General features: G+C 57.7%; 13 protein-coding genes and 1 pseudogene. 7 read left to right on the top strand and 7 right to left on the bottom strand.

Annotated features, from left to right (window positions below; translation table 11 throughout):
* The first annotated feature begins 180 nt into the window (after positions 1-180).
* The 4 genes from DDA898_RS12115 to DDA898_RS12100 all read left to right on the top strand — a co-directional run bounded on the left by DDA898_RS12115 (position 181) and on the right by DDA898_RS12100 (position 4,707).
* The gene (locus tag DDA898_RS12115) at positions 181-1,212 is read left to right on the top strand and encodes an ABC transporter substrate-binding protein (RefSeq protein ID WP_050570261.1); all 1,032 of its coding nucleotides are present in this window, start codon (positions 181-183) and stop codon (positions 1,210-1,212) included.
* 36 nt (positions 1,213-1,248) lie between these two features.
* Complete coding sequence (locus DDA898_RS12110; RefSeq protein ID WP_038911300.1) at positions 1,249-2,520, top strand: ABC transporter permease; 1,272 nt, start codon at positions 1,249-1,251, stop codon at positions 2,518-2,520.
* Positions 2,521-2,553: 33 nt separating this feature from the next.
* A complete protein-coding gene (locus tag DDA898_RS12105; RefSeq protein WP_038912554.1) occupies positions 2,554-3,372 on the top strand; it encodes an ABC transporter permease in 819 nt (272 codons plus the stop codon).
* A gap of 432 nt (positions 3,373-3,804) precedes the next feature.
* Positions 3,805-4,707 carry a hypothetical protein gene (locus DDA898_RS12100; protein ID WP_038911299.1) on the top strand — a complete coding sequence of 301 codons (903 nt, stop codon included), beginning with the start codon at positions 3,805-3,807 and terminating at the stop codon, positions 4,705-4,707.
* Positions 4,708-4,810: 103 nt separating this feature from the next.
* Here DDA898_RS12100 and fhuA read toward each other — a convergent pair.
* The 3 genes and pseudogenes from fhuA to DDA898_RS12090 all read right to left on the bottom strand — a co-directional run.
* A pseudogene (gene fhuA, locus DDA898_RS12095) lies at positions 4,811-6,859 on the bottom strand (ferrichrome porin FhuA); the annotation flags it as partial.
* An 18-nt stretch (positions 6,860-6,877) separates the two neighbouring features.
* Positions 6,878-7,060: a hypothetical protein gene (locus DDA898_RS23225; protein WP_152490684.1), complete on the bottom strand. Its 183-nt coding sequence runs from the start codon at positions 7,058-7,060 to the stop codon at positions 6,878-6,880.
* Between the two features lie 258 nt (positions 7,061-7,318).
* Positions 7,319-8,098 (bottom strand): DeoR/GlpR family DNA-binding transcription regulator, encoded by a 780-nt coding sequence (locus DDA898_RS12090; RefSeq protein ID WP_038911298.1) that lies wholly within the window; start codon positions 8,096-8,098, stop codon positions 7,319-7,321.
* Between the two features lie 113 nt (positions 8,099-8,211).
* On the opposite strand from DDA898_RS12090, the gene hisN reads away from it, so the two are divergent.
* The 3 genes from hisN (at position 8,212) to DDA898_RS12075 (ending at position 11,097) form a co-directional block, all read left to right on the top strand.
* The gene (gene hisN, locus DDA898_RS12085) at positions 8,212-9,003 is read left to right on the top strand and encodes a histidinol-phosphatase (protein WP_033111891.1); all 792 of its coding nucleotides are present in this window, start codon (positions 8,212-8,214) and stop codon (positions 9,001-9,003) included.
* A 77-nt stretch (positions 9,004-9,080) separates the two neighbouring features.
* Complete coding sequence (locus DDA898_RS12080; RefSeq protein ID WP_038912553.1) at positions 9,081-10,259, top strand: MFS transporter; 1,179 nt, start codon at positions 9,081-9,083, stop codon at positions 10,257-10,259.
* A gap of 28 nt (positions 10,260-10,287) precedes the next feature.
* Positions 10,288-11,097, top strand: coding sequence for an HAD family hydrolase (locus DDA898_RS12075; RefSeq protein ID WP_038911296.1), 810 nt, complete (start codon positions 10,288-10,290; stop codon positions 11,095-11,097).
* Between the two features lie 106 nt (positions 11,098-11,203).
* Here the strand turns inward: DDA898_RS12075 and DDA898_RS12070 are convergent, their stop codons facing one another.
* The 4 genes from DDA898_RS12070 to DDA898_RS12055 are packed head-to-tail and all read right to left on the bottom strand — an operon-like array spanning position 11,204 to position 14,311.
* The gene (locus DDA898_RS12070; protein ID WP_038911295.1) at positions 11,204-12,121 is read right to left on the bottom strand and encodes an aminotransferase class IV; all 918 of its coding nucleotides are present in this window, start codon (positions 12,119-12,121) and stop codon (positions 11,204-11,206) included.
* A 9-nt stretch (positions 12,122-12,130) separates the two neighbouring features.
* Positions 12,131-12,913 (bottom strand): amino acid ABC transporter ATP-binding protein, encoded by a 783-nt coding sequence (locus DDA898_RS12065; RefSeq protein WP_013318153.1) that lies wholly within the window; start codon positions 12,911-12,913, stop codon positions 12,131-12,133.
* Positions 12,914-12,956: 43 nt separating this feature from the next.
* Positions 12,957-13,631, bottom strand: coding sequence for an amino acid ABC transporter permease (locus DDA898_RS12060; RefSeq protein ID WP_038901350.1), 675 nt, complete (start codon positions 13,629-13,631; stop codon positions 12,957-12,959).
* An 8-nt stretch (positions 13,632-13,639) separates the two neighbouring features.
* The gene (locus DDA898_RS12055) at positions 13,640-14,311 is read right to left on the bottom strand and encodes an amino acid ABC transporter permease (protein ID WP_038911294.1); all 672 of its coding nucleotides are present in this window, start codon (positions 14,309-14,311) and stop codon (positions 13,640-13,642) included.
* Positions 14,312-14,471: the final 160 nt, after the last annotated feature.

Below are 14,471 nucleotides of genomic sequence, written 5' to 3'. Positions count from 1 at the left end.
GTATAGGCGTTGTGCACATTGCATAGCGTGGTTTCTCTACGGCGCCATCCCGCGGTTTTCAACGCAGACGACAGAAACTGGCATGAAAACTGCTTTATAAACTGATGCCTATGCATCAAAAAAAATTAAGGGTTTTGCCCACGTGGGCATACGTTGACTACTCTTTTCAGGAGCCAGACCATGTTGAAAAAATTTGCATTATCCGCTCTGCTCGTTGCTACGGCTTCCCAGGGATGGGCCGAAAACTTGACCGTGATTTCCTTTGGCGGCACCAACAAGGACGCGCAGGATAAAGCGTTTTACAAACCGTTCCAGGCGGCAGGCAAGGGGGCCATCGAAGCCGGCGAATACAACGGTGAAATGGCTCGCATCCGCGCCATGGTGCAGACCGGGCAGGTCGGCTGGGACGTGGTGGAAGTGGAGGGTCCGGAACTGCTGCGTGGTTGCAACGAAGGATTGTTTGAACCGCTGGACTGGAAAAAACTGGGCAGTCAGGCTGATTTCGTGAAAGGTTCGGTTTCCGAATGTGGCGCAGGGATCTTTGTCTGGTCCACCGTACTGACCTATAACGCCAATAAACTGCAACAAGCGCCGAAAAGCTGGGCCGATTTCTGGGATGTGAAAAACTTCCCCGGCAAGCGCGCGCTGCGTAAAAGCGCCAAGTTCACGCTGGAAATCGCCTTGCTGGCGGACGGCGTGAAGCGTGAAGAGGTCTACAGCGTGCTGGCGACCCCGGCCGGCGTCGATCGTGCGTTCAAGAAACTCGATCAGATCAAATCCAATATCCAGTGGTGGGAATCCGGCGCGCAGCCGCTGCAATGGCTGGTCGCGGGCGACGTGGTGATGACCTCCGCCTACAACGGCCGCGTGGCGGTGGCGCAGAAAGAGAAACCGGGCATCAATATCGTCTGGAAAGACGGCCTGTACGATCTGGATAGCTGGGCCATTGTGAAAGGCTCCAAACACAAAGCGCTGGCCGAACAGTTTATCGCGTTCGCCAATCAGCCGGAAAACCAGAAAGTGTTCGCGGAAAACATCGCCTACGGCCCGACCAACGGTAAAACCACCGCCTTGCTGGACCCGGCGATCAGCCGCAACCTGCCGACCGCGCCGGATAACCTGGCCCAGTCGGTGCAGGTGGATACCGAGTTCTGGATCGATCACGGCGAAGAGCTGGAGCAGCGCTTCAACGCCTGGGCCGCCCAGAAGTAATCCCGAACCGGTATTGATCACAAGGAGAGAGCGCTTATGTCCCAGAATGAGATGTTGAAGGCAGAGCCGCCCGCCGGCGGCGAGGGGAATCGCACCAGTCTGAAACAGCAACTGCGTCAGGCGCAGGCCCGCTATCAGAAACGGTCGCTGTTACTGATAGCGCCGTTGTTCCTGTTCATTCTGGTCAGTTTCCTGTTCCCGATACTGTCGATTCTGGGCAAAAGCGTGTCCAACCCGGACCTGCGCGTCAGCATGCCGACTACTATCGAGGCGATGCGGCAATGGTCCGGCAAAGGTGTGCCGGATGAAAGCGTGTTTCGGGCGCTGGTGAGCGATCTGCGCAATGCCCGCAGTACCGGGCAGGTCGCCACCATCACCAAACGGTTGGGTTATGAAGACGGCCAGTATCGCCAGCTTATCACCCGTACGCTGCGTAAATTGCCGTCGGATGAACAGCCGGGGCTGCGCGAGCAACTGATTGCCGACCAGCCAATGTGGGGCGAACTGACCACCTGGAAAACCATCGACCGCGCGTCGCGGCCTTTTACCAGTTACTACCTGCTGTCGGTCTTCGACCACAAGGTGGACCCGCAGACCGACAAGGTGGTGGCGCAACCGGCGGATCAGGCGTTGTATGTTGATGTACTGTTGCGCACGCTGCTGATGGCGGGGGTGGTAACGCTGCTGTGTGTGGCGCTGGGCTACCCGCTGGCTTACTGGCTGGCGAAACAGCCGGATAATCGCGCCAACCTGCTGATGATTTTGGTGTTACTGCCATTCTGGACCTCACTGATTGTGCGTACCGCCAGTTGGATCGTACTGCTGCAGTCCGGCGGGTTGATCAACCGTTCGCTGATGGGGCTGGGCATCATTGATGAGCCGCTGGTGCTGGTGTTTAACCGTATCGGCGTCTACATCTCCATGACCCACATTCTGTTGCCGTTCTTCGTGTTGCCGCTGTATGCGGTGATGAAAGGCATTTCACCCAACTATGTGCGGGCGGCGATTTCGCTGGGCGCGCATCCGTTTCTGGCGTTCTGGCGAGTGTATGTGCCGCAGACCTACGCCGGAGTGACCGCCGGCGCGCTGTTGGTGTTCATGATGGCGATTGGCTACTACATTACGCCGGCGCTGCTAGGCGGGCCGGGCGATCAGATGCTCAGCTATTTTGTGGCGTTCTTCACCAACACCACCATGAACTGGGGAATGGCGGCGGCGCTGGGGACACAACTGCTGGTGATCGTGGTGCTGCTGTATGTGGTGTATATCCGAGTCACCCGCACCGACGCCGACGCGGCGGCGCGTTAACCGAAGGAGCAAGCGATGAAACCGATGAAGGAAATGAGACAACAGGGTTCGCAGCTGCTGCGGGTGTGGAACGGCTTCTTCAATTTTTACGGCGCGGCGATGCTGCTGTTTCTGATCGTGCCGGTGCTGGTGATTGTGCCGCTGTCGTTCAACGGCGGCTCGTTTCTCAGCTACCCGCTGGCCGGGTTTTCCCTGCGCTGGTATCGGGAATTTTTCCACTCCAGCGAATGGCTGAGCGCGCTCGGCAACAGCCTGCTGATTGCGCCGCTGGCGACGGTGCTGGCAACCGTACTGGGCGTGCTGGCGTCGGTCGGGCTGGTGCGCGGCGAGTTTCGCGGTAAATCGCTGGTGATGGCGGTGCTGATTTCGCCGATGATCGCCCCAGTGGTGATCGTGGCGGTCGGGATGTTCTTCTTTTTCGCCAAGCTGTCGCTGTTGAACAGCTACATCGGGCTGGTGCTGGCCCATGCGGTGCTGGGCGTGCCGTTTGTGGTGATTACCGTCACCGCGGTGCTGAAGAATTACGATCAGAACCTGACCCGCGCCGCCGCCAGTCTGGGCGCGCCGCCGCTGCTGGCGTTTCGTAAGGTGACGTTGCCGCTGATCGCTCCCGGCGTATTCTCCGGCGCGCTGTTTGCCTTCGCTACCTCGTTTGATGAAGTGATCGTCACGCTGTTTCTGGCCAGTCCGCGTCAGCGCACGCTGCCGTTGCAGATGTTCGCCGGGATCCGTGAAAACCTCGACCCGACCATCGCCGCCGCGGCGACCATGATGGTGGCCGCCGCGCTGGTGCTGCTGGTGGTGATGGAGGTGCTGCGCCGCCGTTCGGAGAAACTGCGCGGCGGGCGTTGATCCTGATTGTGGATTGATGTCAGTCGCTGGCTCGTCTGTTAAGCGCCCTTGTCGGAATCGGCAGGGGCGTTGTTGTTTGTTATAGCGGCGGTGCGATTGCATTAATCTACTGACGTTGTTTCTGATTCAATGCGGCGTAAAATAATCCATCCGGTAATTTTCTCTCTGTTGAATATTTATTATTGAGGATATTAATCCTACTGTTATTAAAAATAATAACAATAAAAATCATGCGATTAATGCTTTTAAAGAAATAGTGAATGCAGGCAACTTGCATTGTTGGTTTATTGCGTCATTCTTAAAGAACTCCCTGTATTTTCCATTATTTTATAATGCGCCATGATGGCGATATTCGTTGTGCTTTATTTTCCTTTCTTGAAAAAACGGATTCATTATTTTTTATAAAACTAATCATATCTGGGCGAGGGCAATATGAAAAAGTACATTATCGTATCAATGATGCTGATGTCGGGCTGTGCAGTAAAACCGGAAGTGTCGTATCAAATCATTCAGGGTGATAAGCCGGCAGGCGAAAAACTGCTGGATAAAAAAATATCCGACAGCTTTTATCTGGCATCATCCTCGGTGATTTTTGAGCCTGAATATGAAAAAAAATCCAATGGCGAAAATGGCGCTTTAAAATATAAGGTCACAGTATTAAATCATGATTACAAGAAATTCAAAGTGGGTATTTCTCCTAAAGAAAGCCTGTTCACCAAAACAAACATTAGTATGTCCAAAATTGAAAATACAGATAGAGTGAAAGAAATTGGAGTTGATACAGAGGATAACAGAGAAAAGGCTGTTAAAGAGTTTGGTGCATTGGCGATTGCAGTGACTAAACTTATACCAATGACTCTCTTTTCTACGAATAAGAATAAAACCGTTCAGACTAAAATAGTCGAAACCAAAACAGTAGACATTGACGAAAAAATATTAAATGAGAATAACAAATCTATTGATTTATCTGATGGTTATAGTGCAGAAATAGCATTGGGGAGTGTGCCCGTCGATGCCATTTCTGCCGACTGGGTTGTGCCATCGTTGCCGGAGAATCTGGATAAAATTAAGCACCACTTTATCTATGCTGCCTGCAGAGATGGTGTCATTAAGGTAAAAAAGGCAGGGGCAGTTGAAGAGACTGTTTATGTAAGAGTGAATGACCCACGGTATTTGCAGGCTGTTGCTTTACCGGTGAAAGGGAAAGTAACTACTCATTCGCAGTGCGGTGTGTCGGTTGTTACCGAAAAGAATAGCCAGTCAACGGATACCGCCGTTTTAACCGCGTTGCTGAATGAAATGAAAGACGTTAAAGACGCGGTGGCGAAAAAGTAATGCCATTACCTGCCGGGTTGCCGCCTGATATGACTGATGTTTAAACGATATTGGCATCGATGGTCGCGGCATTGGCCGCGACCATCACTGAAATGCCGATTAATCAGAATCGGAATGTCGCCGTAGCGGTAACGCGACGCTCGCTGCCCCAGTAGCAGGCGTAATCGGTATAACAGCTGGCGACGTACTGCCGATTGAGCAAGTTATCGACATTGACGGCCAGGCTGGAGCCGGGCATACCGAATGCCGCCAGATCGTATTTCACCATCGCGTCCAGCAATCCGTAAGGCGCAACCTTAAAAGTATTGTTTGCATCGCCGTAGGAACTACCGACATAACGCACGCCGGAACCGATGGTCAGCCCGCTGAGCACTGAACGGTTAAAGGTGTAATCCGCCCACAGCGAGGCCTGATTGTTGGGAATCTGGTACGGACGTTTACCTTGCAAGTCGGTGTCGTGGGTGTATTTGGCATTGACATGCGAATAGGCCGCCGTCACGTTAATGTTCTGCGTCAGCGCGCTCTTGGCTTCCAGTTCCAGCCCACGCACCGTGATTTCACCGCTCTGGACGCTGAAGTTGGTGTTGTCGGGGTCGGTGGTCAGGTTGTTGCTCTTGGTCAGCGAATAGACCGCCGCCGTCAACACCAACGGGCGATCCTTCGGTACGTATTTCACCCCGGCTTCATACTGCTTGCCGAGCGACGGTTTGAAGGTCTGGCCGCTGGCGCTGGCGCCTGAGGTAGGTTCAAACGATTCGCTGTAACTGAAGTACGGCGTGATACCGTTGTCAAACAGGTAGTTCACCCCACCTCGCCAGGTGAACTGACCCTGGCTGTTGGCGTCGGTGGTTCCGGAGGTGCGATTCTGCGCCGAGGTTTTCGCCCGGTCGTAACGTCCGCCCAGCGTCACCAGCCACTGATTCCACTGCGCCTGATCCTGCATATAAACCCCGGTTTGCTCCTGACGGTTGAGGAAGTTCCAGGGAGAGAGGGAATCCGCCGGAATGCTGTCGTCACCGTAAGCCGGATTCAGCAGGTTCAGCGAGGATGCCGAACCAAAATATTCGTCGATATCGTTGCGCATGCGCATGTAATCCACGCCAAACAGCATGGTATGGCTGACATCGGCGGTTGAAAACGTCGCCTGCGCCTGATTATCGACGGTAAAGCTGTTCAGTCGTTCGTGAGAGATAACGGATGCGCGATCCATCACATACGGCAGCGATGCGGAAATGCCCGAGCCGTAGATGCCACGGTATTGCGTTTCCAACTGCATGTAACGCAGGTTCTGTCGCACGGTCCAGGTGTCGTTAAACGCATGCTCGGCGCTGTAGCCCACCATCTTCTGGTTACGCGCCATCTTGTTGCTGGCTTCGCCATCGTTAAACGACGTGGATAGCTTATGCTGATTGCCGTTGGCGTCGAGGAACGGGTTAACCGTGCCCTGACGCGGCAGCCAGCCGTAAAAACCGGTATACGGATCGTTCTGGAAATCGGTCAGCAGCGTGAAGCGGGTGTTTTCATCCGGCTGCCAGCTAAATGACGGAGCGATGGCGTAACGCTTCTCTTTAGCGAGATCCTGCTGAGTATCGCTGCTTTTCGCCACCCCGGTCAGGCGGTAGGTATACACGCCTTGATCATCAACGGCGCCGCCGAAGTCGAAGCCGGTCTGAAACAGATTATCGGTTCCCATCTTGAACTGGACTTCGCGGATGGTTTCCGCCGTCGGCCGTTTGCTGACCAGCGCGACCAGGCCGCCCGGGCTGCTTTTGCCATACAGCACCGACACCGGGCCGCGCAGCACCTCCACCCGCTCCAGCATGTAAGGGTCCAGCGATGCTTCCGAATAGTTGTCGCCCTGCAATTTCAGGCCGTCGAGGTACTGATTGGTGTTGACCGCGGTGAAACCGCGCAGGTGAACCACGTCAGAGGCGATTCAGCTGCCGAGGTTTTCGCCCGGTCGTAACAACCGCCCAGCGTCACCAGTCCACCGAGTCCACTACGCCTGATCCTGCACATAAACCCCGGTTTGCATCTCTTCACGGGTCACGACAGTTACACCGACAGAGGGAATCCGCCCAAATGCCGTGTCAGTCATGGTACCGCTGACGATGCGTGCGGCCGAAAACGTCGGCGCGGCACGCCACGCACTTACCGACGAGAAAGCCGCTCAGGCGTTAACGTTGATGAGATCAACGGTGATGCGCGATCCACCACATACGGCAGCGATACGGAAATGCCCCACCCGCCAGACGCCACGGAAATGCGTTAACAACTGCAAGTAACGCAGGTTCTGTCGCACGCGAACAGGAGACGCTAAACGCAAGCTCGGCGCCTTGTAGCCCACCATCATTACGATTACCCGCAATATTGTTAATGGAAAAACAAAAGTAAAACAACAATGAATAGCATAAGCTAATTGCAATTGGCGGTCGAGGAAAGAGTAAACCGTAACCTGACGCGGCAGCCAGACGTAAAAACCGGTATAAGGATAAAACTGGAAAGCGGTCAGCAGCGTGAAACAGATGTTGTCATCCGGCTGCCAGCGAAATGACGAAGCGATACCCGTCCACGAACCGGGACGGGCAACACATGCGGCATAAGGGCTGACTTATTGTGCATCGGCAAAACGGATAGACATCTTTTTGTCGATAAAAGGCGCGAGTTTATCCGTCGGGATCGCCTGTTCCACCACCAGGGTGGTGATGTCTTCGCAGGGGATGACATGGTAGCGGGCGATCGCCGGGAGCTTGTCCGACGTCATCGCCACCACGATCTCATTGCTGTTGCGCGCCGCCGCCCGCTTGAATTCCGCGTCTTCGTAGTCGAACACGGTCAGTCCTTCGGTGGCGTCCAGCGCGCAGCCGCCCAGAAAGCAGAGATCGAAATAGATGCTCTCCAGCTGTTTCTGCGGTGTGATACCGAGCGCGCCGCCGGTGCGCGATTGCACCCGCCCGCCGAGCATGATCACCTCCGCATGGGATGATTTCATCATTTCCAGCGCGATAGCGGGGGAGTTGGTCACCACGGTCACGGATAGCGAGGTCGGAATCGCCCGGGCGATAGCCAGATTGGTGGAGCCGGAATCGATAAAGATGCACTGACCCGCCTGAACCAGCGCCGCGCAGGCGCGGCCCAGCCGATCTTTGGCCTCGCTGTCGGCGGCGGCGCGGGTGATGAAGTGACCGTCAGCAGGAGCCAGGCTGACCGCGCCGCCGTATACCCGCTTGCACACGCCTTCGCGCGCCAGTTCCTGCAGGTCGCGCCGGATGGTGTGTTCCGAAACCTGCAATTCTTGTGACAGCAATGTACAGACTACCCGACCATCCTTGCGCAGCCGATCCCGGATCAGGGATTGTCGCTGCTCAGGAAAAGATGCATAATCGAGCATAACCAGTCCTTATATTTAAAATAAATCGAGCATAACGAGCATAATCAATCGCTGTGACTCGATTTGTCAATCCACTATTGTTGATGTGCATTTTATCCCAAGAGGTGAATACCATGCGTCAATCACTGCCGGATATCGCGTTTTTTCATACCCTGGCCGACGCGGCCAGCCAGCAAACCCTGCCGCGTTTTCGCTCGCACCAGAATCTGCATGTCGGCAGCAAGCCGAAAGAGGGGTTTCGCTTCGATCCGGTGACGGATGCCGACCGGGAAGCGGAGCGGGCGATTCGGGCGTTGATTACCGAACGCTACCCGGAGCACGCGATTTTGGGTGAGGAGTTCGGCGCGACCGGTAGCGGCGATATCCAGTGGATTCTTGACCCGGTCGACGGCACCCGGCCGTTTTTGTGCGGGCTACCGGTGTGGGGCACGCTGATCGGGCTGTTATACCAGGGCCGCGCCGTAATGGGCATGATGAGCCAGCCGTTCACCGGCGAGGCGTTTTGGGCCGATGGACGGCATGCCTGGTATCGAGGCCCGCAGGGAGAAAGCCGCATCGAGAGCCGTAAAAATGTACCGCTTGAGCAGGCCATTTTGCATACCACCTCGCCGGAGCCGATTGAACGCCATCCACAGATCCGTTTTCATGACCTCACCGAGCGCACGCTGATGACCCGCTACGGCGGCGAATGCTACGCGATGGCGATGCTGGCCGCCGGGCACATTGATATCTGTCTGGAATATTCGCTGCAACCCTATGACATCGCCGCGTTTATCCCGATTGTCGAGCAGGCGGGCGGCGTGGTGACTACGCTACAAGGCGAACGGCCGGAAGCGGGCGGACAGATTCTGGCGACGGGGTGTCCGCGTTTGCATCAAGAGGTGCTGCGGGTTCTTAATGGGTAGTTTTATGGATCGTTGATGTGCGCCGCGCGCCGCTGCGGTTATTGGTCAATTCCTTTCACACGAGACAGTATCGTTTTATGCAACAGTTAACGGATTCCCAGAACAACTCCCCTTTATCTGCGCGCGTAAGCGACGAACCCGGACGACGCGAACAACGGGCGACGCGCGTGATGTTTTTTCTGGCCGGGTTCGCCACCGCGGTATGGGCGGCGCTGGTGCCTTTCGCCAAGCTCAATACCGGCGTCGATGACGGTACGCTTGGTCTGCTATTGCTGTGTCTGGGCGGCGGCGCGCTGGTGGCGATGCCGGTCACCGGGATGCTGACCACCCGTTTTGGCTGCCGTAAAGTCATCGCGCTGGCGGTGCTGCTGTTCTGCCTGATACTGCCGTGGCTGGCGGTGATTCCGGATACCGTTTTGCTGGCGATCGCGCTGCTGGTGTTCGGCATCGGGGTCGGCACTACCGACTGCGCCATGAACGTGCAGGCGATTCTGGTGGAAAAGGCGGCGGGCAAAGCCATGATGTCGGGGTTTCACGGCTTTTACAGCATCGGCGGCATCGTTGGCGCCGGAGCAATGAGCGGCATGATGTCGCTGGGGCTGTCGCCGCTGGCGGCCAGCCTGCTTAGCGTACTGGTGGCGGTGGTGTTATTGCTGACGCATCTGGCCGGCCTGCTGACCTACGCCAATCCGCCGGAAGGCCCGGCGTTCGCCATTCCCCGCGGCGCGGTGCTGGTGCTGGGCCTGGTCTGTTTTGCCGTGTTTCTGGCCGAAGGCACGGTGCTGGACTGGAGCGCAGTGTTCCTGACCGAGCACCGCGGGATGCCGGACGCGCAAGGCGCGCTCGGTTTTGCGTGTTTTGCCGCCGCCATGACGCTCGGTCGCCTGACCGGGGACCGGGTGGTGACGGCTCTGGGGCCGCAGCCGATGGTGATGCTGGGGGCGTCGCTGGCGGTCGCCGGTCTGATGCTGGCGGTGTGGGTGCCGTTCTGGCCGGTAGCGTTGCTCGGTTATGCGCTGATCGGGCTGGGGTGTTCCAATATCGTGCCGATCATGTTCTCCGCCATTGGCCGCCAGACCAGCATGTCGCAGGCGGCCGCGGTGCCGGCGGTGACGACGCTGGGTTATTTCGGGGTATTGGCCGGCCCGGCGAGCATCGGGTTTATTGCGCACCACAGCAGCCTGTCGGCTGCGTTTCTGGTGGTGGCGGTGTTGCTGGCGCTGGTTGGGTTAAGCGCTAAAGCAGTGAAGGTCTAATCGTTCGGACACATGATGGAGCAGAGTGATGATTAAACTGATTATTACCGATCTGGATGGCACGTTTCTCAACCGCCACGGCGAGTTCAATCGGCCGCTGTTTGACGAGGTCAGGGGGTTAATGCAGCGCAAGCAGGTACAGTTTGCACCCTGTACCGGCAAACAGAGCGACCGGGTTGAAGAGCTATTCGGCGCACCGGCGGCGGATTTCTGGATCCTGGGCGACAGCGCCACCCGCATCCGGCACCGGGGCGAGTACGTCTATCAATCGCTGATCGACAATGCGCTCGGCCGGGAGATGATCGCCACGCTGGATGCGGTGAATCAGGAACATGTGATTATCGCCTGTACCCCCGATGGCGCGGTGCTGAAAGACTCGCTGGCGCCGGCAATGATCGAGAAAGTGAAAAAATCCTACGCCACCGTCCGACTGGTGCCGGATTTCAACGCGGTGCGGGAGGATTTTGTCAAAATCTCCCTGTTCGATGAAAAAGGGCGTTGTCATCAGACTCGTGCGCATCTCACACCCTATGACGATCGCGCGTATATCGTGGTGTCCGAAGCGGCCTGGATCGACATCGCCGATGTTGGGGTGCATAAGGGCAGTACGGTGGAAAAATTGCAGGCGCTGTTGCAGGTGACGCCGGAAGAAACCATGGTGTTTGGCGATGGATTAAACGACATTGAGCTGATGCGTTGCGGCGACTATAGCTTCGCCATGCGCAATGCGTTTGAGGAAACCAAGGCTGCCGCCCGCTTTATTACCGGCTCCAACGACGACGACGCGGTGATGCACACCATTATCCGGCTGCTGACGTTGCAGCCGGACAGACCATAACGTCCGCACGATAAGCGGAAGCGGCGACCAGGCGAGACGGTGGCTCGCGCTGAAAGCCGTTTCCCGCTACAAGCCGTTTTCCGCGTAGTTAGCCTTCATCCACTCGTCAGCCTTCAATAAATTCCTGATACCACTGCCTGAGCCGATCGGTGATGGCGCGATGCGCGGCGGCAAACTCGCGGCCATCCAGCTTACGCACCGGGGTGATGCCCGCCAGCGTGCCGGTGACGAAGGCTTCGTCGGCGGTCAGCGCTTCCGCCAGCGTGAAATCGTCCACCCGCACCGTCAGGCCTTGGGCGCGCGCCAGGTCGATCACCGTCTGGCGGGTGATGCCGTTAAAGCAATAGCGACCGCTGGAGGTCCAGAGTTCGCCGCGCCGCACGATAAAAAAGTTGGTGGAGTTGCAACTGGCGACGAAACCGTGCGGGTCCAGCATCAGCGCTTCGTCGGCGCCGGCCTCGATCGCCTGCAACAGCGCCTGAATCAGATTCAGGCGGCTGTGGGAATTAAGCCGCAGGTCGAACACGTCCGGCGAACTGGTGCGGTAACTGGAGGTGAACAGCGCCAGCCCGCGCTGTTTGGCGGCGGCATCCACCACTTTATATTCCGCCACGCATACCACCGTCGCGCCGCCAAGAATAAAGCGCGGGTCCTGATTCGGGGTGCTTTTGCGCCCGCGGGTGATCATCAGCCGCAGGTGCGCGCCATCGGTCATGCCGTTGATAGCCAGCGTGCGCTGCATAATGTCGATCAGTTCAGCACGGCTGTGGCCGATATCCAGCCGGATGGCGGCCGCGCCGGCCAGCAGCCGGTCCAGATGGGCGTCGAGGGAAATCAGCCGGCCGTTGACCAGCCGCAGGCCTTCCCAGACGCCGTCACCGCAGACGTAACCCGAATCAAACACCGATACCACTGCCTGCGAGCGATGCACGAACTCGCCGTTGAGGTACACCTGCACCTCGTCGTTGCGGGCGTCCTGCCGATAAGCCTGGCTGCTGGCGGTGGAAGGGGAGGAAACGCTCATGGTGACTCCTTAAAACGCGCGTTCGGCAAAGCGGGCCAGAAACGCCTGCGTGCGGGGTTGTTGGGGATGACGCAGCACCTGTTCGGCGCTGCCCATTTCGTGAATGACGCCGTCGGCGATGAAGATGACCCGGTCGGCGAAATGCCAGGCGAAACCCAGCTCATGGGTCACCAGCAACAGGGTGCGTCCGTCGTCCGCCAGCGCGCGAATGGTGTGCAGCACTTCGCCCACCAGTTCCGGATCGAGCGACGAGGTCGGCTCGTCGAACAGCATGATCTCCGGCTCCATCGCCAGCGCGCGGGCAATCGCTACCCGCTGTTGCTGGCCGCCGGACAGGTTGCCGGGGCGTGCGTGCAGCTTGTCCGCCAGCCCGACTTTCTCCAGTTGCCGGCGGGCAATGATAGCGGCGTCGGCGCGCGGCAGCTTTTTCACCGACAGCAGCGCTTCCTGCACGTTTTGCAGCACCGTCAGATGCGGGAACAGGTTGAATTGCTGGAACACCATGCCGACGCGCTGGCGCACCGCGCACAGTTGCTTTTCCGCATAGCGTCGGGTGCCGTCCGGCAACAACTGCCCCAGTATCTCGCCGTCCAGCTCGACGGTGCCGCCGCTCGGCACTTCCATAAAATTCAGGCAGCGCAGCAGGGTGCTCTTGCCGGAGCCGCTGCCGCCGATAATGGCGATTTTTTCCCCGCGCCGCACGTCGAGGTCGATGCCTTTCAGCACCGGCTGACCGTGGAATGCTTTGGTCAGCCCGCGCAGCCGTAAAACGATATCCTGCGAATCAGTCATAAGGGGTTACCGGGTTGATAAACGTTGCCGGGTTGATAAAAAATTACCGGGTTGATAAAGGGGAGCGCCAGCGCCGCTCCAGCCGCGCGGCCAGATAACTGCCGGGCCAAATCAGCACGAAGTAGAACAGCGCCACCACGGTGAGGATTTCCAGCGGGCGGTAGGTGTCGCTGCTCAGCAGACGCCCCTGATACATCAGTTCATTGACCGCCAGCATCGACGCCAGCGAGGTGACCTTGGCCAGCTCGATCAGGCGGTTGGTCAGCGCGGGCAACATGCGCTGTAACACCTGCGGCAGGATCACCCGTCGCAACGCCAGCGGGTAAGACATGCCGAGCGCTTTAGCGCCTTCCCACTGGCCTTGCTCCATCGACTGCAGACCGGCGCGGAAGATTTCGGTGCTATAGGCGGCGGTGTAGAGCGTCAGCGCCAGCGTCGCCGCGCCAAAGGTGCTGAACTGGATGCCGAGCAGCACCGGCAGCGCGTAATAAAACCAGATCAACTGGATTAGCACCGGCGTGTTGCGAAACAGCTCGACGAACGCCATCGCCGGCAGGCGGACGGCGCGGCGGCGCGCGGTGCGGGCGATGCCCAGCGCCAGACCGAGCAGCGTGCCGCCGATGCCTGCCAGCAGCCACAGCTCCAGCGTGACGCCCAGCCCGCGCAGCAGGACCGGCAACTGTTGCCAGATAAAGCCAAAGTTCCATTGATAGTGCATCGGCGACCTCACTGTACGCGGGCGTAAGACAGCCGCCGCTCGACGTACTGACTCAGCAGGCTAAGGACAAACAGCAGCGTGAAATAGAGCAGCGCCGCCAGGCTGTAGACTTCCAGCGGGCGGAAGCTCTGGCTGTTGATCTGCATCGCCTGATACAACAGTTCGCCGTAAGCCAGCGACGATGCCAGCGACGTGGATTTAATCAGCTCGAACGAGCGTTCAATCAGCGGCGGGATCATGCGCCGCAACGCCTGCGGCAGGATCACCCGTCGCAGCGCCAGCGGGCGCGACATGCCGAGCGCTTTAGCGCCTTCCCACTGACCCTCGGCAATCGACAGGATGCCGCCGCGGTAGACTTCGGCGTAAAACGCGGCCGACTGCGCCGACAGGGCCGTCACCGCGGCGGCGAACGGCGACAGGGTCAGCGGGCTGAGGACCGGCAGCGCGTAGTAAATCCAGAAAAAATGCACGATAGCGGGCGTGTTGCGATAAAAACCGATGAACAGGTGAGCGGGCAGGCGCAACAGCCGGGTGGACGACAGTTTCATCGCGGCCAGCAGCGCGCCGACCAGCATTCCGATGAGAATGCTGGTAAAGCCGATGCGGACTGTTCCCCATAACCCGTCCAGCAGCAACGGCCACCAGTGCGGCAGGGCGGAAAAATCCCATTGATAACGCATGTGTTTTTCCCTGATGACGCCAATGGCGTACAAATTGTTATATCGATGGTGTTTTTTATATTCACCGCATCTTAGCAGCCGAAAAATGTGATAAGTAAATGCTAAAAAAGCGGATTGATAGCCGATTTTTGGCTAAGGAAAGCGGGAAATTCGCTGAGTC

This window comes from Dickeya dadantii NCPPB 898, from assembly GCF_000406145.1.
Taxonomy (GTDB): domain Bacteria; phylum Pseudomonadota; class Gammaproteobacteria; order Enterobacterales; family Enterobacteriaceae; genus Dickeya; species Dickeya dadantii.
Note: the sequence above shows the minus strand (reverse complement) of the source record. Positions and strands in the feature narration are given on the sequence as shown.